The organism is Pandoraea sp. PE-S2R-1 (genome assembly GCF_002179865.1).
Lineage (GTDB): Bacteria > Pseudomonadota > Gammaproteobacteria > Burkholderiales > Burkholderiaceae > Pandoraea.
Genome location: NZ_NGUR01000010.1, coordinates 931927 through 954275 on the forward strand (window position 1 = coordinate 931927; position 22349 = coordinate 954275).

General features: G+C 64.4%; 16 protein-coding genes. 9 read left to right on the plus strand and 7 right to left on the minus strand.

Going from position 1 to position 22349, the window contains the following annotated elements:
* Positions 1 to 28 precede the first annotated feature (28 nt).
* From CDV44_RS14565 to CDV44_RS14575, 3 genes are all read right to left on the minus strand, one after another.
* Positions 29 to 1132: an ABC transporter ATP-binding protein gene (locus CDV44_RS14565; protein ID WP_087688619.1), complete on the minus strand. Its 1104-nt coding sequence runs from the start codon at positions 1130 to 1132 to the stop codon at positions 29 to 31.
* 45 nt (positions 1133 to 1177) lie between these two features.
* Positions 1178 to 2221, minus strand: a complete 1044-nt coding sequence (locus CDV44_RS14570) for an ABC transporter substrate-binding protein (RefSeq protein WP_249277571.1) — start codon at positions 2219 to 2221, stop codon at positions 1178 to 1180.
* 258 nt (positions 2222 to 2479) lie between these two features.
* Positions 2480 to 3916: an FAD-binding oxidoreductase gene (locus CDV44_RS14575; RefSeq protein ID WP_087688621.1), complete on the minus strand. Its 1437-nt coding sequence runs from the start codon at positions 3914 to 3916 to the stop codon at positions 2480 to 2482.
* Positions 3917 to 4139: 223 nt separating this feature from the next.
* Between CDV44_RS14575 and CDV44_RS14580 the strand changes: the two genes are divergently transcribed.
* From CDV44_RS14580 to CDV44_RS14605, 6 genes are all read left to right on the plus strand, one after another.
* Positions 4140 to 5579 (plus strand): aldehyde dehydrogenase family protein, encoded by a 1440-nt coding sequence (locus tag CDV44_RS14580; RefSeq protein WP_087688622.1) that lies wholly within the window; start codon positions 4140 to 4142, stop codon positions 5577 to 5579.
* A 43-nt stretch (positions 5580 to 5622) separates the two neighbouring features.
* On the plus strand, positions 5623 to 6381 hold the full coding sequence (locus CDV44_RS14585) for an SDR family oxidoreductase (protein WP_058375423.1): 759 nt from the start codon (positions 5623 to 5625) through the stop codon (positions 6379 to 6381).
* Positions 6382 to 6521: 140 nt separating this feature from the next.
* A complete protein-coding gene (locus CDV44_RS14590) occupies positions 6522 to 7838 on the plus strand; it encodes an MFS transporter (protein WP_087688623.1) in 1317 nt (438 codons plus the stop codon).
* Positions 7839 to 8044: 206 nt separating this feature from the next.
* Positions 8045 to 9559, plus strand: a complete 1515-nt coding sequence (locus CDV44_RS14595) for an MDR family MFS transporter (protein ID WP_170935988.1) — start codon at positions 8045 to 8047, stop codon at positions 9557 to 9559.
* Between the two features lie 146 nt (positions 9560 to 9705).
* Entirely contained in the window at positions 9706 to 10956 is a 1251-nt protein-coding gene (locus CDV44_RS14600; RefSeq protein WP_141118740.1) for a hypothetical protein, read from the plus strand.
* A gap of 344 nt (positions 10957 to 11300) precedes the next feature.
* The gene (locus CDV44_RS14605) at positions 11301 to 12179 is read left to right on the plus strand and encodes a hypothetical protein (RefSeq protein WP_141118741.1); all 879 of its coding nucleotides are present in this window, start codon (positions 11301 to 11303) and stop codon (positions 12177 to 12179) included.
* A 52-nt stretch (positions 12180 to 12231) separates the two neighbouring features.
* Here the strand turns inward: CDV44_RS14605 and CDV44_RS14610 are convergent, their stop codons facing one another.
* Genes CDV44_RS14610 through hemC form a run of 4 tightly spaced genes read right to left on the minus strand, consistent with a single transcriptional unit; the run spans position 12232 to position 16501 of the window.
* The gene (locus CDV44_RS14610; protein ID WP_058375428.1) at positions 12232 to 13404 is read right to left on the minus strand and encodes a heme biosynthesis HemY N-terminal domain-containing protein; all 1173 of its coding nucleotides are present in this window, start codon (positions 13402 to 13404) and stop codon (positions 12232 to 12234) included.
* 10 nt (positions 13405 to 13414) lie between these two features.
* Entirely contained in the window at positions 13415 to 14560 is a 1146-nt protein-coding gene (locus CDV44_RS14615; RefSeq protein ID WP_170935989.1) for a uroporphyrinogen-III C-methyltransferase, read from the minus strand.
* Positions 14547 to 15536 carry a uroporphyrinogen-III synthase gene (locus tag CDV44_RS14620; RefSeq protein ID WP_087688628.1) on the minus strand — a complete coding sequence of 330 codons (990 nt, stop codon included), beginning with the start codon at positions 15534 to 15536 and terminating at the stop codon, positions 14547 to 14549. The genes CDV44_RS14615 and CDV44_RS14620 overlap by 14 nt, the downstream gene beginning before the upstream one ends.
* Positions 15537 to 15541: 5 nt before the next feature.
* Entirely contained in the window at positions 15542 to 16501 is a 960-nt protein-coding gene (hemC, locus tag CDV44_RS14625) for a hydroxymethylbilane synthase (RefSeq protein WP_087688629.1), read from the minus strand.
* A gap of 82 nt (positions 16502 to 16583) precedes the next feature.
* Between hemC and ppc the strand changes: the two genes are divergently transcribed.
* The 3 genes from ppc (at position 16584) to argH (ending at position 22252) form a co-directional block, all read left to right on the plus strand.
* Positions 16584 to 19556 (plus strand): phosphoenolpyruvate carboxylase, encoded by a 2973-nt coding sequence (gene ppc / locus CDV44_RS14630; protein ID WP_087688630.1) that lies wholly within the window; start codon positions 16584 to 16586, stop codon positions 19554 to 19556.
* A gap of 501 nt (positions 19557 to 20057) precedes the next feature.
* Complete coding sequence (gene aroQ / locus CDV44_RS28070; RefSeq protein ID WP_170935990.1) at positions 20058 to 20639, plus strand: gamma subclass chorismate mutase AroQ; 582 nt, start codon at positions 20058 to 20060, stop codon at positions 20637 to 20639.
* 215 nt (positions 20640 to 20854) lie between these two features.
* Positions 20855 to 22252, plus strand: a complete 1398-nt coding sequence (gene argH / locus CDV44_RS14640; RefSeq protein ID WP_058375434.1) for an argininosuccinate lyase — start codon at positions 20855 to 20857, stop codon at positions 22250 to 22252.
* Positions 22253 to 22349 lie beyond the last annotated feature (97 nt).

Consider the following 22349-nt stretch of genomic DNA (forward strand, 5'->3'; position numbering starts at 1 on the left):
GACGGACCACGGCGGAAGCACTCATGACTTACCCCGCGATGGCCACAGCGTCGTCGGCACGCCACGCGAGGCCGAGCGTCTGCCCGATCTCGAAGCGGTTGCCGCGACGATGCGTCGGAAATGCCGCGATCAGCGACTTGCTCGTGTCGCTGCCGGTGGCCTGCGATTGCAGATACAGCTTGGTCATGCCGCCCGTGACCATGATGTCGGTGAGCTTCGCCGAAATCGTCGCCACGCCGTCAGTGTTCGCCGCCCCTTCCTGCACGTGCAGGTTCTGCGGACGCAACATCAGCTTGACCGGCTTGCCGCGCTCGACCTGCGGGTCGTAGACCATCGCGGCGCCGCCCTCCACGCCCGGCATCGCCACGCGCACCTGATCACCGGCACGCTCCAGCACCGTGGCGTCGAGCAGGTTCGATTCGCCAAGGAAGTCGGCCACGAACACACTCTTCGGACGGAAATACAGATCGTCGGGCGTGCCCAGTTGCGCGATCTCGCCCGCGTTCATCAGGCAGATGCGATCGGACATCGTCATCGCTTCTTCCTGATCGTGCGTCACGTACACGATGGTCGTGCCCAGTTCGCGGTGAATGCGCTTGATTTCGAGCTGCATGTGATCGCGCAGCTTCTTGTCGAGCGCACCCAGCGGCTCGTCCATCAGAATGATCGACGGCCGGTAGACCATGCAGCGCGCGAGCGCAATGCGTTGCTGCTGACCGCCCGAGAGCTCGCGCGGATAGCGCTCGGCCACGTGCGGCAGGTGCACCATCTCCAGCGCCTGCATCACCTTCTGGCGCGCGGTGGCGCTGTCGGTGCGGCGCATCTGCAACGGGAACGCGATGTTCTCCGCCACGGTCATGTGAGGAAACAGCGCGTAGTTCTGAAACACCATGCCGATGTCGCGCTCGTACGGCGCGCCGTACGTGACATCGGCCCCGTTGATGCGGATAGCGCCCGCATCGGGCTGCGACAGACCGGCGATCAGCGAGAGCAGCGTGGTCTTGCCCGAGCCGCTAGGCCCGAGCAAGGTCAGAAATTCGCCCTGGGCGACGTCGAGATCGGTCGGTGCAAGTGCGACGAAATCGCCGTAGCGCTTGCAGAGGCCCGAAACTTGGAGATTGGCAACGGTCATGAGATCAGCACCCGTAAAAACGTGAAACGGAACCGCAGGTGAGGATCAGGTCAGGATCCAGCGATTGAAACGCTCGAGCGCCGCGCTCTGGTTCTGTTGCCAGAACTTTGCGTCGATGTGCACGCCGCTCTTCATGTTCTCGGGGAACGTCGGGCAGTTTTTGGCGATCTCGGGCTTGACGTAGTTGAACGCCTCGGGCTGCGTCATACCGGCCGGGAAATACTTGACCAGATCGGCCTGGCGCTTCGGGTCGCTTGCAAACTTGATGAACTCGCGGCAGGCGGCCGCGTTGGGCGTGCCCTTGAGAATCGACCAGTTATCGCAACCCCAGATGTTCTGGTTCCACACGATCTGCACCGGCACGCCGTTGGCTTGTGCCGACTGCGCGCGCGAGGCCCACGTGGCCACCATGTCCACTTCGCCCGAACCGAGCATCTGCTCGACTTGTGCGCCGGTGGTCCACCACACGTCCACGTGCTTGGCGATCTTGTCCAGACTCTTGAAGGCGCGATCGAAGTCGGCCGGATACACCGAACCCGCCGCCACGCCGTCGGCGAGCAGCGCTTCTTCGATGGTGTCGAACGGATACTTGCGAATCGAACGGCGGCCCGGGAAATCCTTCACGTTCCACAGGTCGGCCCACGACGTCGGTGCCTTGCGGCCCTTGAACGCATCGGTGCGATAGGCGAGCACCGTGGAATACACGTTGGTGCCCACGCCGAACGGCGACATGTATTGCGCCGGAATCTTGGCAATGACCGGGTCGGCTTCGAGACCGTGACGCTCCAGATATTCCTTGCCTCCCGAGGTCAGCAGCAGAATGGCCGGCTGGCTGATCTTGGCCATGTCCCACGTGTAGCTGCCCGCATCGACCATGCTCTTGATCTGCGCGGTCGGTTCGGCGTTGGCCTGCACGCCCACCACCTGAATGCCGGTCTTCTCGAAGAACGGCTTGTAGTACACGGCGTCGTACGCCTTGGTGTAGATACCACCGTCGTCGCGCACCACGATGCGCTTGGTGGCGGCGCGCGAAGGCGTCCACACGAACGGGAACGCTACGGCAGCGGCGCCCACCAGCGCCGTCTTCATGGCGGTGCGGCGACCCGGTTGCGCGAGCGCGTCGGTGCTTTGGTTGTCTGCGAGATCGCTTGGATTACTGGGGAGTGCGGAGGTCTTGCGTTTCATCGTGGTCTCCGGTCTGGGAGGGTTGGGCGCGGCGACGATCGGTGCAGTCGGTACGGTCAGGAACTTGGGCACCGGCCGCCGCGCGCGCATTTATGGCAACTCAATAACAACACTTGCGATAAAGCTGTGAAACGAGGGGGATGAATTCGGGGGATCGGTGAATCAGGGAATCAGGCGGCCCGGGTTGAGCAACTGTTGCGGATCGAGCGCCGCCTTCACGGTGCGCATGAGGGCGAGCTCAGTCGTCGACTTGTAGCGCGCCATCAGCGGCAGGCCCGTCTGGCCCACGCCATGCTCGGCGCTGAACGTGCCCGACAGGCGTGCTGCCACGTCGTTCACGCAGGCACGCATTGCGTCGCCCATGCTCGCTGAATCGCTGAGTGCTTCCCAGGCGTCGAACGAGAACATCGGGATGAAGTGCACATTGCCGTCGCCCATGTGGCCAACGATCGCGATGTCCAGGCCCGGCACGATGTCATGCACGGCACGCGTGGCCGCCGCGATGAATTCGGGCACGCTCGAGACCGGCACAGCGCAATCGGTGGTCAGGCCGACAGCGGCCTTCTTGTTGGCTTCGCTCACGCTGTGACGCACTTCCCACAGATCGGCGCGCTGCGTCTCGTTCGCGGCGATGACCGCGTCTTCGACCAGCCCTTGTTCGATGGCCGCACCCAGCGTTTCGGTCAGCACCGCTTCGAGCACGTCGGCGTCGCGGGTGTCGCCCAGTTCGACCAGCACGTGCCACGTATGTTCGCCTGCCAGCGGATTGCGGCGATTGGGCACATTGGCGAGCACCAGATCGAGCTGGTGACGGTTCATGATTTCGAAGGCCGACAGGCGCGAGCCGCAGGCGCTTTGGAACATGCCGAGAATTTGCAGTGCGGCGGCCGGATCGCGCGGCGCAAACCACGCGAGCGAGTGATGCGTGGGCAGCGGATGCAGTTTGAGCGCCGCCGCGGTGATGATGCCCAACGTGCCTTCGGCGCCGATGAACAGATGCTTGAGATCGATACCGGTGTTGTCTTTGCGCAGTGCGCGCAGCCCGTCCCAGACGGTGCCGTCAGCGAGCACGACTTCGAGGCCGAGCACGTTCTCGCGCGTGTTGCCGTAGCGCAGCACGCTGGTGCCGCCCGCATTGGTCGAGAGCGTGCCGCCGATCTGGCACGACCCTTCCGCGCCGAGACTCACCGGGTAGAGACGGCCAACGTCGGCGGCGGTGTCCTGCACGGTCTTCAGAATGCAACCGGCTTCCACCACCATCGAGCCGTTGGCGGCATCGACTTGGCGAATGTGGCGCATGCGCGCCAGATTGATGATGACGGGCGCACGGCCGTCGTTGGCCGGGACCGAGCCGCCACACAGGCTCGTGTTGCCGCCTTGCGGCAGGATGGGAATGCCGGCAGCGGCGCAGAGCTTCACGACGGCGCTGACCTGTTCGGTCGACGACGGCAGCACGACGCACAGCGCTTCGCCGTGGTAACGGCCGCGCCAGTCTTCGGTGTAGCCGTCGGTGTCGGCCGCGCCGGTGAGCACAGCCGTCGTGCCCAGCGTGGCCTGCAACTGCCCAATCAGCGTCTCATGCGTTAAAGCGTCGTTCATTGCCCACCTGCTCCTGAATGAATCCACTCGTCTGGCGATCCGATGTGATCAAGGATAGGCGAGAAAAAATTGCAATAAAATCTCTTTAATTGCATTGCAATTGAATTAGGTGTTTATGCGGATGCGCCTCATACGACGGTCAATGCCCTCGTGAGTTAAGTGATAATGACCGACGTCATCCGAAATCATCCGATCGTCCAACCCGACGCGAGGTGCAGTCGACATGCCAGAAGCTACACACTTCATCGGCAACCAATGGGTCGCTCCGGCGAAAAGCCCGGCGATTCCCGTCATCGACCCGTCCGATGGTCAGCCGTTCACGCAAATTGCCCGTGGCGACGCCGAAGACATCGACCGTGCCGTGAAAACGGCCCGCGCGGCGTTCGATGGCGAATGGGGGGCATTCTCCGCAGCAGAGCGGGGCCGCGTGCTTTACGCCATTGCCAACACTCTCGCCAAACACCACGAAGCCCTCGCGCAACTCGAAGCGCGCGACACCGGCAAGCCCCTCAAACAGGCGCGCGCCGATGCGGCGGCCATCGTGCGTTACTTCGAGTTCTACGCCGGTGCTGCCGACAAGCTGCACGGCGAGACCATTCCGTATCAGCAGGGCTACACCGTCTTTACCGTGCGCGAGCCGCATGGCGTGACGGGGCACATCATTCCCTGGAACTACCCGTTGCAGATCTTCGGGCGCAGTGTCGCTGCGGCGCTCGCCACCGGCAACGCATGCGTAGTCAAACCCGCCGAAGACGCCTGTCTGTCGTTGCTGCGTGTGGCAGAACTGGCCGCTGACGCCGGTCTGCCGCCCGGTGCGCTCAACATCGTGACGGGTTACGGGGCCGAGGCCGGCGCCGCGCTGGCACGGCACCCGGGCATCGATCACATTTCGTTCACGGGCTCGCCTGCCACCGGCATGCTGATCTCGCAAATGGCCGCCGAAAATCACACGCCGGTCACGCTGGAGCTGGGCGGCAAGTCGCCGCAGATCGTGTTTGCCGATGCCGACATGGACGCCGTGTTGCCGGTCGTCGTGAACGCCATCGTGCAGAACGCCGGGCAGACGTGTTCGGCCGGCAGCCGTCTGCTCGTCCAACGCGACGCGTATGAAACGGTGCTCGCCCATCTGGCCGAAGCGTTTGCGAAGCTGCGCGTCGGGCCCTCGCGTGACGATCTCGATCTCGGGCCGCTCATCAACGCGAAGCAACAGCAACGCGTGTGGGATTTCCTCTCCGAAGCGCAGCACGACGGTATCGCGCTGATGTCGCAAGGCGAAGTCGTGGGCAGCGCGCCGGAAAGCGGTTTCTATCAAGCGCCGACGTTGCTGCGCGACGTGCCGGCCGAGCACCGGCTCGCCCGCGAGGAAGTGTTCGGCCCGGTGCTCGCCGCCATGCCCTTCACGGATGAAGCCGATGCCGTACGGCTCGCCAACGGCACGCTCTACGGCCTCGCCGCTGGCGTGTGGACGCGAGACGGCGGACGCCAGATGCGGCTCGCCCGCTCGATTCGCGCGGGGCAGGTGTTCATCAACAACTATGGCGCAGGCGGCGGCGTGGAGTTGCCCTTCGGCGGCATGCGGCACTCCGGCCACGGACGCGAGAAAGGTTTCGAAGCGCTGTACGGCTTCACCACGCTCAAGACCGTTGCCATCCGGCACGGATGATTCCCTGATCCCTTATTTTCATCAGGCACGGAGGAGACAAGGCATGCGTTTGCAAGACAAAGTGGCGATCGTCACGGGGGCGGGTTCGGGTTTCGGTGAAGGTATCGCCAAGACGTTTGCGCACGAAGGCGCTGCGGTGATCGTCAACGATCTGAATCGCGAAGCGGGTGAGCGCGTTGCCAACGAGATCACCGAAGCCGGGGGACGTGCCGCATTCGTCTACGGCGATGTCTCTCGCGAGGGCGATCACGTCACCCTGCTCGACGAGGCCGTGACGCGCTTCGGCCAGTTGGACATCGTGGTGAACAACGCGGGCACCACCCATCGCAACAAGCCGCTGCTGGAAGTGACGGAGGCCGAGTTCGATCGCGTGTATGCGGTCAACGTAAAGAGCATCTTCTGGAGCGCGCGGGCGATGGTCCCCTACTTCCTGCAACGCGGCGGCGGCGTGATGATCAACATCGCCTCCACCGCCGGCGTGCGCCCGCGCCCGGGGCTCGTCTGGTACAACGGCAGCAAAGGCGCCGTGATCACTGCCAGCAAGGCCATGGCCGCCGAGTTCGGGCCGAACAACATTCGCGTGAACTGCGTCAATCCGGTCATCGGCGACACGGGCCTGACCGCCGACTTCATGGGCGTGCCCAACACCCCCGAGAACCGCGCCAAATTCCTCGCAGGCATTCCGCTCGGACGCTTCTCCACACCACAGGACATCGCCAACGCGTGCCTTTATCTGGCCAGCGACGACGCCGCCTTCATCACCGGCGTCTGCCTCGAAGTGGACGGCGGGCGCTGCATCTGACATCGCTTTTGCCTTTGCCTTTGCCCTTGCTTTTGCTTTTCTCGCTATTTGCAGTTTGTGCAGCGCATCGCACCGTAGCACCGTAGTTGTCGAACACACATAACGACAGACAACACAACGTCATTCCGGAGGAGATCCGTATGAATAGCATTCCGACGCCCCCCACGCCGATGGCAGACTCGCTGCCGGCGGGCTTCGAAGAAGCCACCTACCGCAAGGTGGGCTGGCGGTTGATTCCGTTTTTGCTGCTGTGCTACGTGGTCGCGTACCTCGATCGCGTGAACGTGGGCTTTGCCAAGTTGCAGATGGTCGGTGATCTGCAATTCTCCGAGACGGTGTTCGGCCTCGGCGCCGGCATCTTCTTCATCGGCTACTTCATCTTCGAAGTGCCGAGCAACGTGATCCTGCACCGCGTCGGCGCACGCGTATGGATCGCCCGCATCATGATTTCGTGGGGCATCATCTCGGGCGCGACGATGTTCGTCACCACGCCCTCAATGTTCTACGTCATGCGATTCCTGCTCGGCGTGGCCGAAGCGGGCTTCTTCCCCGGCATCATTCTCTACATCACCTATTGGTACCCGGCCTCGCGGCGCGGACGCATGACCGCATGGTTCATGACAGCCGTGGCGCTCTCGGGGCTGATCGGCGGACCGATCTCGGGCTGGATTCTCAAGGACATGACGGGCGTCTCCGGGCTGGCCGGCTGGCAGTGGATGTTCCTGCTCGAAGCGATTCCGTCGGTGATCATCGGCATCGTGGTGCTGTTCGTGCTCGATGACCGCATTCGCGATGCCAAGTGGCTCAACGAAGCCGAGAAGTCCATGCTGGAGCGCAACATCGCGAGCGACGTGCTCAGCAAGGAAGATCTGCCGCTCGCGCAGGTGTTCTCCAGCCCGCGCGTGTGGATGATGAGCCTGATCTACTTCTCGTTCGTGATCGGCCTCTACGGCGTGGGCTTCTGGCTGCCGACGATCGTCAAGGGCACCGGGGTGACCGATCCGCTGCAAATCGGGCTGCTCACCGCAATTCCGTACTTCTTTGCGGTCATTGCGATGGTGCTGGTCGGCCGGCGCTCCGACATGCGCGGCGAGCGCCGCTGGCACATCGCCATCCCGGCATTCATCGGCGCGGTGGGGCTGTTCCTGTCAACGACGTGGAGCCACAACACGCAACTGGCCATGCTCGCGCTCACGTTCGGCACCATGGGCATCATGATCGTGCTGCCGCTGTTCTGGAGCCTGCCCACGGCGTTTCTGGGCGGCACGGCCGCCGCCGCCGGTATCGCGATGATCAACTCGCTGGGTAACCTCGCGGGCTTCGTGGGCCCCTACCTGATCGGCTTTCTCAAAGACACCACGCAAAGCACCAACAGCGGTATGTACCTGCTCACGGCGTTCATGGTGATCGGCGGTCTGCTCACGCTCGCCGTGCCGGCGCGGCTGGTGAACCAGTGACGGCGATGGCGCGTCGAGGCGATTCCGGCTGATTCCAGCGTATGGAACGGAGGGATTTTTCGACGCGCCGCCGGATCGCTGTATAAAACAGCGTCTTGATCGCCAAGACCGAGACGCGGCGGGCGTTGTAGTCGAGTGCCCGCCTTGGGAGTAACATGCATCAGGCCATCCGCTCCGGGATGGCCTGTTTTTTTCCCCGAAACCGCATGCCCGCCAACGACTCACAGACGACGCCGGCCGGCGTCTCGCTCACGCCCGCCGAGATCAAGTCGATTCTCTCCGGCCTGCTGCTCATCATGTTTCTCGGCTCGCTCGACCAGACCATCGTCGCGCCGGCGCTGCCGACGATTGCCCGCGATCTGGGCAGCTTCGACGCCGTGTCGTGGGTCGTCACCGCGTATCTGCTCTCGTCGACCGCGATCACACCGATCGTCGGCAAACTCTCCGATCTGTTTGGGCGGCGCGGCATCATCGCGCTGAGCGTCGCGGTGTTTCTGGTCGGCTCGATTTTGTGTGCGCTCGCACCCACCATGCTCACGCTCATCATTGCGCGTGGCGTGCAGGGGCTGGGCGGCGGCGGGTTAATCGCCCTATCCAATACAGTCATCGCCGACATCGTCTCGCCGCGTGAACGCGGGCGGTATCAGGGTTACATTTCGGGGATGTTTGCGGTCTCGGGCGTCGCCGGGCCAGTGACGGGCGGCGTGTTCGCGCAGTACCTCAACTGGACACTCATCTTCTGGATCAACATCCCGCTGGGTCTGCTCGCGATCTATCTGAGCGACCGCGCACTGCGCCGTCTGCCCCGCCGTGTCGGGCGTCCGACCATCGATTATCTGGGCTCGCTGCTGTTGATCGTCTCGACGGTGGCATTGCTGCTCGCACTCACGTGGGGTGGTCATCGCTACCCGTGGGTGTCGAAGGAAATTGTCGGCTTGATCGTGGTGACGGTCGTAGTGGGTGCAGCGTTCCTGCGACGCCAGCGCAGTGCGGCCGAGCCGCTGCTGCCGCTCGCCTTGCTCGCCAACCCGGTGTTTCGCGTGACCTCGACGATGGCCGTGCTGGTGATGATGGTGAACATCAGCATCGGCATTTACGTGCCGCTCTATCTGCAATTGCAACGCGGCCAGTCGGCCAGTAGTTCGGGACTGATGCTGATACTGCCGTTGCTCGGCATCGTGATCGGGGCGCTCTCGTCCGGGCATTACATGCGGGCGACCGGACATTACAAGCGCCCGCCGCAGATCGGGTTGCCTGCCGCATTGCTGGGGCTCGCGGTGATCGCCATCGGCGTGGAGTCGCTGCCGCTTGTGGTCATCGGTGCGTGTCTGGGGCTGGTCGGCATCGGCTTCGGCTCGGCCATGCCGGTCATGACGGTGGCCACGCAGAACGCTGTCGCGCCGCGCGATATCGGTATCGCCACTGCCGCGCACGCGTTCTTCCGTGCGTTGGGCGGCATGATCGGCGTCGCTCTGTTCGGGGCAATCATCGTCGGGTTGCTGGTGATGGGCGGCGACGGTTCGGCACCGCACGAGTTGACCGATTTCCTGCGCCCCGGCGGGGCACCGGCCGGGATGGAAGATCATCTGCGTCTCGCGTTCGGCGCATTCTTCGGTGGCAGTGCGCTTGTCGCGGCACTCGCCATCGTGGCGCTCAGCCGGCTGCCGGAGATTCCGCTGCGGCAGAGTTCGGCGAACGAGGCAGTGGCGGCGATCGATTGAGTGGCGTGAGTGTCGAGTGAGCCGGCTGGAACGGGTAATTGAGGGTGCGCCTCTACGGTGGATGAGCGCTGCATGAAAGTGACGGAGCAGGCGGGGCGGCACGATGTTTCTCATCGTCTCCGCCCTCCTTGTCATAGGACTCCGCCGTGCTTCCAGTCAACGCTTACCATGCCACCCCGACGCGCTCGCCGGCCGATTCCATCGCCGACGATTCGTCTTCGACGATCTCCGGGTCCACCGACAGCGGGAGACCCGCCGTCGATGAGCACCCTACGATGCGCGATGCGCCGGCCGGCGACTTCATTCACCCTGAGCACCGCGACCGTGCATCCGCAACACGTCGGGATGCGCAGCAAGCACGCAGTGCCGCGTTATCGCGTATCTCGCCCGCCATCGCGCTGAACGCAGCAGAAGATGCACTCATTCGCGCTGCCGCCGAACTGCCTGATGCTGCACTTGACGCCACACTGCAAGTCATCGCCGCGAATCCGGACGGCCCGCAATTTCGGGAATTGTGCGACGGTCTCAAACGACTTCCTCTTGCCGACGCACAACGCCTGTTTGGCCGTCTGACGGGGAGACTCGAAGCGTCTGCCTTGAGCCCGGAATGGGGACAGGCGTTCGAGCATCTGGTGGCGTTGCGGATTCCCCTGCAAAACCGGATCACCGAAGCCATTCTGGCCATCCTGCCGAACTCGGAAGACGATCGCCACGGGCATGCGTTCGCACTGGCGAGCGAGTCGGTGGAGGCGCGTCTCGACGCCGCGTGGTTGCAACAGACGCACGCCATGTCGATGGCACCGCCTTCGGGCGCCGCGACACGCGACGCAACGCCCTTGCTCACGTGGGAAAACACGCTCGTCAGCCTTCGACGCACGGGCGACTATTGCAATCCCTCCCGGCTGACCCGGCTGGCCCGAGTGATTCCCTCGCTGCCCGAACACAGCAGAAGTGCGGCGGCCGTAAGCACGCTGAAGGCTGGCATCGACACTGAGGACGGCGAGATCACCGGGGGCTGGGGCGAACTCGCGGCGGTGCTGATGGACGTCACCCCAGAGCGGGATCGCGTGCCGCTGGCGCAAACGCTGCTCGATGCCGTCGCGCTCGCCTCGCATCCGGCCGAAACCATGGACGTTCTGAAAGCGCTGGCTCAGGCGGTGCCGCGTTATCCCGAGGACCACGCCGACGTCATCGTGAGCACGCTCACGAACTTCGCGGCGATGCGCGCGGAATATGCGCAACTGAACGTCTTCACGACCGAGCAATCGCTCGACGCGCTGCAAGCGGTGCGCAACGCCACCGAGTTGGATCAAGCGCGACGTTACCCATTGCCCGATTTCGATGCCCTGCTCAGCGAAGCGCTGGAAAGCCTTGCCGAGCGCGTCTACGGGACGTAATCGGTTGAACGAAAACCAAAGCCCGCTCGCGGGCCTCGTGACACTCTGCCGCTCCCCTGATATCAACGGAGCTCGACTTGTTCTCTATCGGCCCTTCCGGTAACGCCCCTCAACAACTGACGCCTCCGACGACCGGCGGTGAACCGTCGGCAAAACGCCATCGGGCCGACCTGCCTTCGTTCATCACGGATTTTGATGGCGCAAGGGGTGCGAATTTCAGCGTCATCACCAACTTCTTCTCTGAATGCGTGCCCCGCGCGGCGCCCCGCCTCACACAAGTCGTCACACCGCGCCGCGCGCTCGACATCGACCGCGTAGTGCCCGCGGGTACCACGGACGGAACCTTGATCAATATCGCCGGCGATTCGAAAAGCCTGACGGCGTTGGCCACACGCGCGCATCTGAGAACGTCCCCGCTGCCGGAAGCCAAACGGCATTTCGAACGGCTGCTTCATTCGCTCGAAGCGAACCCGAAACTGACCTGTTGGAATTCGGCGTTCGAAAACTTGCTGGCCTTGCACAACATGCTCGAACAAAGAACCACCCACGCCGTGGTCGACTTGCTGTTCGACGCGTCTGCCGAACAATTCCTGCCGGAGGCCAAAGCATTGGTGCGTACCGCACGTAACGCACGTTTCGACAACGCGCTGACTCGCCATCTCGAGGCAATCGCCGCAATGCCGCCGGCATTGAGACTGAATGCCTGGCGCGACACGTTTGCCAGTGTCCAGCGCTGCGAGGGGTACTACGAGGCGTCGACGGCCAACCGGTTAGCGAAATGCATCGGTGCTTTGCCGGGGCAGGATCGCGACGTGGCAATACTTGAGATGCTGGATATCGGGGCGAAGGTCATACGCGGTTCGGGCTGGGATGCGCTGGTCGATACCTTGTACAAAACCTGTGCCGCGGGCTCGCTACCTCGGGTGATACGAGCGACGCTCGACGCTGCGGCCCGCGCTCATGATGCCGATATCAAGGATGCGGTGCTGGCGACGGCCCTGCATATCGATCGCTGCTCGCCAGAGGATGCCGAACACGTGCTCGCGCGACTGGTCGCAATCGCCACGCTGGAAGACGAGGACTGCCCGTTGGAATTAACCGATCTCGAAGCGATCTCGATGTTGCGCGATCTGCGTCATACCAGCGACAACGACACACGTGCCTACGCTCGCCCGGACTTTGACGATCTGATCCGGCAGCAATGCAGTTACGCGGCAGACTAGGCTGACGAATGCGAAGACGCCAGCCGCATGGGCTGGCGTCGTCTTGTACCACTCAGGCCGTTGCACACGCCCGGTAATGGCGATTGGCCTGTTCCATCTGGCCAAGCCCTTCGAAGAGTTGTGCGAGCGCCAGATGCAAACGCTGCTGCAAATGACGATCGTCGGTGTGACGCAACGCGCCCTCGAGGAACGTCTGCGCCTTGCCCCACAAGCGTTGGTGCTGGCAGAGCTTGCCCAGTGCATAGAGCAGGTCGGGATCGTTCGGGTGGCGTTGCTGCCACGCCTCGGCCTTCTGGATGAGCGGCAGTGCATCACCGCCAGCACAGTCGGCATAGCGGCGCAGCAGGCGCGGATCCCAATGCTCGGCCAATGCCGCTTCGACGATGTCGCGGGCTTCGCGCGGACGATCGAGCGCAATCAGCAACTCGGCTGCCACATCCGCCGTACGTGACGACGTGCGCGCGTCGGCCGGCAACTCGTGCCAGCACTTGAGCAGCGCATCAGCATCGTGGCGGTGATCGCGCAGAATGCCTTCGCTGGCCGTCTGCTTGAGCTTGGCCGCCAGCGCCGGGTGCAGCGCTTCACGCTTCTCCAGTACCTTGAGAAGACTCAGGACTTCAGGCCAGTGCTTCAGGTGCTGATGCGCCCGCAGCGCGACCAATTGCGCCTGCATGCGGCGTGCGCCTTGCGCCCGCATTTCAGTCAGCGCTTCGAGCGCGCCTTCTGCGTCGCGGGTGTCGACGCGCAACTCGGCCGTCTGCAACAGACGCGCTTCTTCAAGATTCGCGCCCTGCGCTTCGGCGAGCCACGTGTCACGACGCGCAAACTCACGCATGCGATGCGCCGCACGTGCGCCGATGATGGCCGCCACACCGCGGTTATCGTCCTGCTCGGCCGCTTCACGTGCCGCTTTCTCGGCACGCGTGTAACGACCGGCGAAGAGATTGGCCACGGCGTCGCGCAAGGCAATGTTCGCGCGACGGCTGCGTTGGCGATTGCGGTACGCCGCGACACGCTCCGGCATCTTGTAGATGTTGCGCAGCACGCGAATGATGACGTACAGCGCGAAGAACAGCGCCAGCAATGCCAGCACAAAAAGGTTCAGCGAAACGTCCACACGGTACGGCGGCACCAGCATTACCACCTGCCCGTGATTGAACGTGGCCAGCACGGCAAAGCCGGCCGCCACCGCGAACAGGAGCGTCAACCAGATCAATCCTCTCATCCAGAGCTCCTTACGGCTTGTCCTTGACGTCCTTGACCTGACCGATGGCGGTCAGGCTGGCGTCAAGCGTGGGCAGTTCGATGGTGCGAGCACCCGAATCGACCTGATCGAGCAACGTTTTGACCGCACCGATGCGACGCGACTTGCCGTCGAAGTACTTGTCCAGTGCAGCCTGTGCCACCAGCACATCGGTGTGCACGGCGGCCGCATTGCGTGCGAGCAGCGCCAGACGCGCATTCAGCAGGCGCAGCTTCAGGTTGGCCCGCAGGAACGCCCCCTGCTCCGGCGCGACGAGCATCACGTCCGGGTCGTCCAGACGGCGCACCTGCACCAATTGCTTGAGACTGCCGAGCATCTCGCCCGACAAACGGTCCAGCGTGGCGCGCCAGCCGGTGTCGCCCGCGCCGCTCGGGCCGGTGGCGTCGGATTTCGGTGCGGCCCGTTGCTCTTCCGCTTGCAACGGCAGGGTGTCGATCATCGCGATGGCCTGATCGAGCTTGCCGGTCAGTTGCGGCAAATCGGCCGCCGGGACTGCCTTCAGACGATCGATGTCCTTCTTGAGCGCATCGCGAACGCCGGCCAGTTGCGGTGCACCGGTGCGTGCCAGACGGGCATCGGCGCCTTCGAGCGCGATCAGCGCGCCGCGCACGTTGCCGGTGAGCTGCAACTGCTGGTTGGCACTCGTGACGATCTGCTCGGTCTCGGCCAGCACCCACTCGTCGCGGTTGTGTGCGAGTTCCTGATAGAGCTGTTCGAGCGAGGCCTGCTGACTGCGCGAATCGGCCACGCGGCCTTCGAGCGCCGTCAGCCGGTTTTGCAAATCGCGCTGATTATCGAGCGCCTGTGCGGTGCGCACCTGCGCCTGCATGACCTGCGCGTCGCCGGCCTGCGCGCGGCGGGCCATTTCCTGCTGCACGCGGTCGAGCTTCTGATTGAGGGACCAGCCGCCGATGCCGGCGCCTGCCGACACCAGCACGAAGAGCAGCCACGGCAGGGCTGCCCCGCTGCCGCGGCGCTTTTGCGGCGGCTCGGGCGGTGTCCATGCGGGCGGCACACCCGCTGTGCCATAGGGCGCAGACGAGGGGCTGGACGCCGCCGGGCCGGTCGATGCCGGCGAATTTGGGGAAGACTCGGGAACGCGATTATCTGTCGTCATGCTTGACTTGAATGGGATCCGCCCATGTTTTGAGTGCCGCCAGCAAGTTCTCGTCGCCAGCCGCGCACTGCGTAATCCTATCAAACCCCGCAGCCCGCGCGGCATCGGCGATGCGCGCATGCGACGTAAAGCACGGCGCCGCAAGGATTTGCGCCAGAACGTGCGGGGTGCCGGGCGTATGTACGCCTTCTTGTGTTCCGTATCGGGCCGCCAGCATCGTCGCCAGATGGCGCACGGCTTCAGAGCTGGTCAGTACCCATGCGCAAGGCACGCTGGAGGTCAGCCGTGCTTCAAGCGCCGCCCAGACAGCCGAATCCGGGGCTGGAGCACGTCGAGTGTACGCGCTCACGATGTCGACCTGAGCGCCGGCGGCGCGAAACGTGTCGGCAAGCAGCTCACGCCCGCCGTCACCGCGCACGATCAGCACGCGGCGTCCGGCCAGTGCGGCGACATCGAGTTCTGCCAGCAACGCTTCGGAATCGAAGCGCGCATCAGGGCCGCCCGGGGGCACGATCACGTGATGCTGCGGCGGCGAGATGCCCGCGTCGGCCAGCGCCTGCGCACTACCCGGGCCAACGACGGCCACCGGCAATGACACCGGCCAATATGCCGTTGCTGAAGCTACGGCGCCGGCAGCGCCCGTAGCAGCGTTAGCTCGCTTGGCTCCCGTGGCTCCCGTGGCTCCCGTATTCACCGATGTGGCGCCCGCGCTCGACTTCAGAAACACGAGCCGCGACAACGCATGTGCCACGGCGTTCGGCGAGACGAACACCGCCAGTGCGTACGCACAGAGATCGTTCAGCGCGGTATCGAGCGCCGCCAGTGCGGCCGCGTCGGCTTGCGCCGCAATGTGCAGCAACGGGAAGGCGAACGAGTCGATGCCTTGCGCTTGCAGGGCGGCGGCGAGTGCCCCGCTCTGCCCGTCGGGGCGCGTCAGGATGACACAGCGTGAGGGAACCGGCGCGCGCGGGCCCAAACGCGTCAGTCCTTCGGCTCGGACGGCGGCACCAGTGCCAGCCCGCCCGCGTCGATGAGTTCCTGCGCCACACGCTTGCCAAGCGCCTCCGCACCGGCGACATCGCCTTGTTCAACCGTAGCAGCGCCTTCGGCGCGAAGCACCGTGGCGCCGTCCGTCGAGGCGATGAACGCGCGCAGCGACAGCGCCCCTTGTGCGTCGAATTCCGCGAATGCGCCAAGCGGCACCTGACACGAACCGCCAAGCGCGCGCGACACCGCGCGCTCGGCGCTCACAGCCAATGTGGTGCGGGCGTCATGCAGCGGGGAGAGCCATTGCAGGATTTCGGGACGTCCGGCACGCACTTCGATGCCCAATGCGCCCTGACCGGCCGCCGGCAGGCTCGCTTCCGGTGGCAGAATGGCACGGATACGCTCACCCAGACCCAGACGCTTCAAACCGGCAGCGGCAAGAATGATCGCCGAGAAGTCGCCACGGTCGAGCTTGCCCAGACGCGTATCGAGATTGCCGCGCAACGGCGCCACTTTCAGATGCGGATACTGCGTGCGCAAGCTCACCTCGCGACGCAGGCTCGACGTGCCGACCACCGCACCGGCGGGCAGCGCATCGAGGCTGTCGTAGTCGTTACTCACGAAGGCATCGCACGGGTCTTCACGCTCGAGCACCGCAGCAAGCGTGAAGCCCTCGGGCAGTTGCATCGGCACATCCTTGAGCGAATGCACGGCCAGATCGGCGCGTCCGTCGGCGAGCGCGAGTTCGAGTTCTTTGACGAACAACCCCTTGCCGCCGACCTTGGCGAGCGAGCGGTCGAGGATCTGGTCACCGCGAGTGGTCATGCCGAGGATACTCACATGACACTGCGGATATAATTTGTGCAGCGCGTCACGCACGTGTTCGGCTTGCCACATGGCGAGTCGGCTCTCGCGCGAAGCGATCACCAGGGTTTCAGGAGCAGCGAAGTTCATTCAGCAACCGCGTGAAGACCAAAAGAAAAAATGGTATCACGCTTGGCCGGCGGCTCAGACTGCCGGCTTCGAGAGGAGCGACATGAAGAGCAGCGCAACGGCAGATACCCCGCAAGAGGGTCTCGCCCCGTCGGTCGGCAACACGTCACCCGCAGAAGCAGCATCGGCGGCCACATCCACTACTGGTGAGGCCGCAGCCGCTTCGCCGCCGGGCAAGGAACGCGCCCGCCGCTCTCGCGAGGACAAAGACGCCCCGCTGCGCGAGGACATCCGCTTCCTCGGCCGCCTGCTGGGCGACGTGCTGCGCGAGCAGCAAGGCAGCGACGCCTTCGATCTGGTCGAGACCATTCGCCAGAACGCCGTGCGCTTTCACCGCGAAGACGACCGCAGCGCCGCGCAAGCGCTCGATACGCTGCTCAATGGCCTGTCGAACGAACAGGCCATTCAGGTGGTGCGCGCGTTCAGCTACTTCTCTCATCTCGCGAACATCGCCGAAGACCGCCATCACAACCGCCGCCGCCGCGTGCACGCGCTTGCCGGCAGCAAGGCGCAACCGGGCAGCCTCGCCGCCGCACTGCAAAGCCTGAAAGACGCCGGTCTGGCCGATCCCGCTACGCTGCAAGCGTTCTTTGCGAGCGCGCTTATCGTGCCGGTGCTGACCGCTCACCCGACCGAAGTGCAACGCAAGAGCATTCTCGATGCCGAGCGCGAGATCGCCCGCCTGCTCGCCCATCGCGACGACGCCCTCACTGAACGCGAATCGGCACGCAACACCGAAGCGATGCGTGCCTACGTGACCACCCTCTGGCAAACACGCATGCTGCGTAGTTCGCGCCTGACGGTGGCCGACGAAATCGACAACGCGCTGTCGTATTACCGCAGCACGTTCCTGACCGAAATTCCGGGGCTGTATGCCGACGTGAGCGCCGAGCTGTCGGAAGCCGCGCCCGGCGTGCGCCCGCAGGCACTCGGCCGTTTCCTGCAAATGGGCAGCTGGATCGGCGGCGATCGCGACGGCAATCCGAATGTGACGGCGCAGACGCTGCAACTGGCGATCACTCGTCAGGCTACCGAGATCTTTGCGCACTATCTGGAACAGGTGCACTTGCTCGGTGCAGAGCTGTCAGTGTCGCAACTGCTCGCCGGTGCCAGCGACGCGTTGCTCACGCTCGCAAAGCGCTCGCCCGACGATTCGCCGCACCGCACCGACGAGCCGTATCGCCGCGCGCTGATCGGCGTGTACGCCCGGCTGGCAGCCACCGCGCACGCGTGGGTCGGTCACGTGCCGCATCGTGGCGCCGTGGGCGAAGCCAGCCCGTATCTCGACGCCGCCGAGTTCGTCTCGGATCTGAATACCGTCGTTGCATCGCTCATGTCGCATCACGGCGGCGCGCTGATTTCGCAGCGCCTCGGGCCGCTGGTGCGCGCGGCCGAAGTGTTCGGCTTCCATCTGGCCAGCATCGACCTGCGCCAGAGTTCGGACGTGCACGAAGCCGTCATTGCCGAACTGTTCGCCAAAGCAGGCGTCGAGGCGAATTACGCGCAATTGTCCGAGGACGAAAAACTCGCGTTGCTGCTGCAAGAGCTACGCGAACCGCGCCCGCTGTTCTCGCCTTATCTCGACTACTCGCAACGCACGCGCGACGAGTTGGCCGTGTTCGGTGCTGCGCGCGAGATCCGGGCGCGCTTCGGTGCACGTGCAGTACGCAACTACATCATTTCGCACACGGAGACGGTGAGCGATCTGGTCGAAGTCATGCTGCTGCAAAAGGAAACAGGGCTCTTCCAAGGGGCGCTCGGCACTGCCGACGTGACCGACGCGCACGGCGAACCCACGACCGGCATCAAGGTCGGCGCGATGGTCATCCCGTTGTTCGAGACCATTGCCGACTTGCGCAACGCGCCGGTCATCATGCGCGCGCTGTTCGACATCCCCGGCATGGCCGACGTGGTGACGCAGCAAGGCGGTGAGCAGGAAGTCATGCTCGGCTACTCGGACAGCAACAAGGACGGTGGCTTTCTCACGTCGAACTGGGAGTTGTACAAGGCCGAACTGGCGCTGGTACACCTGTTCGAGGAGAAAGGCATCCGGCTGCGGCTCTTCCATGGCCGTGGCGGCACCGTGGGCCGTGGCGGTGGCCCGACGTATCAGGCCATCCTGTCGCAACCGCCGGGCACGGTGAAGGGGCAGATTCGCCTCACCGAGCAGGGCGAGATCATCGCGAGCAAGTTTGCCAACCCCGAAATCGGGCGGCGCAATCTCGAGACCATCGTCGCGGCCACGCTCGAAGCGACGCTGCTGCCCAGCCGCAACCAGCCGCCGCAGCTCGACGCCTATGAAGCCGTCATGCAGACGCTCTCGGACACGGCGTTCAGCGCCTATCGTCATCTGGTCTACGAGACGCCCGGCTTCACCGACTACTTCTTCTCGGCCACGCCGATTGCGGAGATCGCCGAGCTCAATATCGGATCGCGCCCTGCGTCGCGCAAATTCTCGGACCCGAAGCAACGCCGCATCGAAGACCTGCGGGCGATTCCGTGGGGCTTCTCGTGGGGCCAGTGCCGTCTGCTGATCACCGGCTGGTACGGCTTTGGCAGTGCGGTCGCCGCGTATCTCGACGCCGCGCAAGACGATTCGGCACGCAACGAACGGCTGGAAACGCTGCGCCAGATGGTCAAGCACTGGCCGTTCTTCGCGAACCTGCTGTCGAACATGGACATGGTGCTCGCCAAGACCGATCTGGGCGTGGCGTCGCGCTATGCCGAGCTGGTGCCCGACGAGACCCTGCGCAAGCACGTGTTCGACCGCATCGTGGCGGAATGGGAGAGCACGTCGAAGGCGCTGGCCCTGATTACCGGGCATGAAGAGCGTCTGGCCGACAACCCGATGCTCGCCCGCTCGATCAAGAATCGCTTCCCGTACCTCGATCCACTCAATCACTTGCAAGTGGAACTGCTACGCAGACACCGTGCGGGTGAATCGGACGAGCGCGCGCGGCGCGGCATTCATCTGTCGATTAACGGCATCGCCGCCGGCCTGCGTAATACGGGCTGATCCAGCGAATAGGGGGATGGGGGCAAATGCGACCTCCCCGAGCATGGCGTCGACGCGGCTGGAATCGCGTCGACGCCAGCTGGTTCCTTGGGATTCTCCCCAACGACAAACCGGTCGATAGGGCGGTATATTGCGACGCATCCGATTCGATTGTTGCCGGGGGGCCAATCCATCATGCATTCCCTTCTGTTGTTGCCGCATGCGCGCCGCGTGCGAACGGCGGTTCAACGTGCGCAGCTACACGGCACCGTTCTCGCTTCTGGCTTCGCAACGTGCTTCGCACCACGTTTTGCATCACGCCTCGCACCTCAGCTCGCACCTCTCCTCGCCTCTCTCTGCCTTCTGAGCGCGCCCGCGCATGCCGGCGCGCCATCAGCGGGCGATATTGCCGATACGGCAACCCCATCCGCCGTCTCCCCCACCGCCGCTCCCGCCACGGCGAATACCCAACAGGACGCGGGCGTATTTTCCGCCGCGCCGCACGGACTGCGGGGGTTTGCGGTGCGGCTGGTCTCACAGGCATTGGCAGGCAAGGTGACGCAGCCGTCGCCACCGCCGGTCATCGACCCTGTCCTCGATCCGCTCATGCGCGGCATTTTGGAGCGTCTGGCGATCAGCGAAGCGGTCGCGCGCACGAAATTCGGCTCCGGCAAACCCGTGCAGGACACGCCCCGCGAACAGGCCCTGCTCGATAGCGTCGGCGAGCGCGCCAGCCAGTACGGCCTGACGCCGGCTCAAGCGCGCACGTTCTTCCGCCTGCAAATCGAAGCGGGCAAGCTCGTGCAGACCGCCCTGCTCGCCCGCTGGGCACGCGAGGGGCGTGCACCGGGGCAACCGGTCGATCTCGCGACGCGCCTGCGCCCGGCGCTCGACCGGCTCGGTGGCTCGCTGATGCACGACCTGGGCCATCTCTGCGCGCTGCCCGACGACCCGACGCGTCTGGCCCGCATTCATCAGGCACGCGAGCGCATCGCGAAAACGGCGAAACTCGAAGCGCTGCAACGCGCCGCCTTCGACGAGGCGACCTCCGGCCTGTGCCTGTCAGCGCCGCCGCGTATCTGGACGCTGTCGATGGCGCAGTGACGCCGGCAGTCGCGGCAGCGCGGGTAGCAGGCGAACAGCCGAACGCACGAACGGCCGAACCCTCGAGCGAGTAGGCCGGTGAGCGGGCGAACAGGTGCCCAAACACCCGCGATCAGCCCCAAGACCTGACGGGGCGCGGGCGTTGGTATAATCACGGTTTGCCGTGTTTTCACTACGGTCCGCTTCAATCTGCCTCGATTAGCCACGCTACGACAATGACCTCCCAACTCCACAAGAAGGGCGAAGCCTGGTCGGCTCGCTTTTCCGAACCCGTTTCCGAACTCGTCAAGCGCTATACCGCGTCGGTATTCTTCGACAAGCGTATGGCCCTGTTCGACATCGAAGGGTCGCTCGCTCACGCCGACATGCTGGCCGCACAGGGCATCATCAGTGCTCAGGATCTGGCCGATATCCAGCGCGGCATGACGCAGATTCGCGGTGAAATCGAGCGTGGCGAATTCGAATGGCAACTGGATCTCGAAGACGTTCACCTGAACATCGAAGCGCGCCTGACCGCCCTGATCGGCGACGCCGGCAAGCGCCTGCACACGGGCCGCTCGCGTAACGATCAGGTCGCTACCGACATCCGCCTGTGGCTGCGCAGCGAAATCGACCGCATCGGCACGCACCTCGGCGACCTGCGCAGTGCGCTGCTCGATCTGGCAGAACAACACAGCGCCACGATCCTGCCGGGCTTTACCCACCTGCAAGTCGCACAGCCGGTGACCTTCGGTCACCACCTGATGGCGTATTTCGAGATGTTCAGCCGTGACGCCGAGCGCATGATCGACGTGCGCCGCCGCGTGAACCGCCTGCCGCTGGGCGCTGCTGCGCTGGCCGGCACGAGCTACCCGATCGACCGCGAACGCGTTGCCGCCACGCTGGGCTTCGAAGAAGTCTGCACCAACTCGCTCGACGCCGTGTCGGACCGCGACTTCGCGATCGAATTCACCGCCGCTGCCGCGCTCGTGATGACGCACATCTCGCGCTTCTCGGAAGAGCTGGTGCTGTGGATGAGCCCGCGCGTGGGCTTTATCGATCTGGCCGACCGTTTCTGCACGGGCAGCTCGATCATGCCGCAGAAGAAGAACCCCGACGTGCCGGAACTGGCCCGTGGCAAGACCGGCCGCGTGAACGGTCACCTGATTGCGCTGCTGACGCTGATGAAAGGCCAGCCGCTCGCCTACAACAAGGACAATCAGGAAGACAAGGAACCGCTGTTCGACACGGTCGACACCGTGATCGACACGCTGCGTATCTTTGCGGACATGGTGCCGGGCATCAAGGTGCGTGAAGAGAACATGCGCAACGCCGCACTGCAAGGCTTCTCGACGGCGACCGATCTGGCCGACTATCTGGTCAAGAAGGGCCTGCCGTTCCGTGACGCGCACGAAATCGTGGCCCACGCCGTGAAGATCTGCTCGGATCGCGATATCGATCTGGCCGACCTGTCGCTGGCCGAACTCCAGAAGTTCTCGCCGCTCGTGGGCGAAGACGTGTTCGGTTTCCTGACGCTCGAAGGCTCGGTCTCCAGCCGCAATCACATCGGTGGCACCGCCCCCGAGCAAGTGAAGCGCGCCATTGCCGCGGCCCGTGCAAAGCTGGCGAAGTAAGCTGACGAAATAAGCTGAACCGCCACGCCTCGCAGTGACGAAAAAGCCACCCGATTCGGGTGGCTTTTTCTTTGTCCGTACGACTTTGCAACTGTCT

Excerpts from the sequence above, each read along its gene's own strand:
- CDV44_RS14565 (WP_087688619.1), bottom strand. The coding sequence starts at position 1,132 with ATGACCGTTGCCAATCTCCAAGTTTCGGGCCTCTGCAAGCGCTACGGC.
- CDV44_RS14570 (WP_249277571.1), bottom strand. The coding sequence starts at position 2,221 with ATGAAGACGGCGCTGGTGGGCGCCGCTGCCGTAGCGTTCCCGTTCGTG.
- CDV44_RS14575 (WP_087688621.1), bottom strand. The coding sequence starts at position 3,916 with ATGAACGACGCTTTAACGCATGAGACGCTGATTGGGCAGTTGCAGGCC.
- CDV44_RS14580 (WP_087688622.1), top strand. The coding sequence starts at position 4,140 with ATGCCAGAAGCTACACACTTCATCGGCAACCAATGGGTCGCTCCGGCG.
- CDV44_RS14585 (WP_058375423.1), top strand. The coding sequence starts at position 5,623 with ATGCGTTTGCAAGACAAAGTGGCGATCGTCACGGGGGCGGGTTCGGGT.
- CDV44_RS14590 (WP_087688623.1), top strand. The coding sequence starts at position 6,522 with ATGAATAGCATTCCGACGCCCCCCACGCCGATGGCAGACTCGCTGCCG.
- CDV44_RS14595 (WP_170935988.1), top strand. The coding sequence starts at position 8,045 with ATGCCCGCCAACGACTCACAGACGACGCCGGCCGGCGTCTCGCTCACG.
- CDV44_RS14610 (WP_058375428.1), bottom strand. The coding sequence starts at position 13,404 with ATGAGAGGATTGATCTGGTTGACGCTCCTGTTCGCGGTGGCGGCCGGC.
- CDV44_RS14615 (WP_170935989.1), bottom strand. The coding sequence starts at position 14,560 with ATGACGACAGATAATCGCGTTCCCGAGTCTTCCCCAAATTCGCCGGCA.
- hemC (WP_087688629.1), bottom strand. The coding sequence starts at position 16,501 with ATGAACTTCGCTGCTCCTGAAACCCTGGTGATCGCTTCGCGCGAGAGC.
- ppc (WP_087688630.1), top strand. The coding sequence starts at position 16,584 with ATGAAGAGCAGCGCAACGGCAGATACCCCGCAAGAGGGTCTCGCCCCG.
- argH (WP_058375434.1), top strand. The coding sequence starts at position 20,855 with ATGACCTCCCAACTCCACAAGAAGGGCGAAGCCTGGTCGGCTCGCTTT.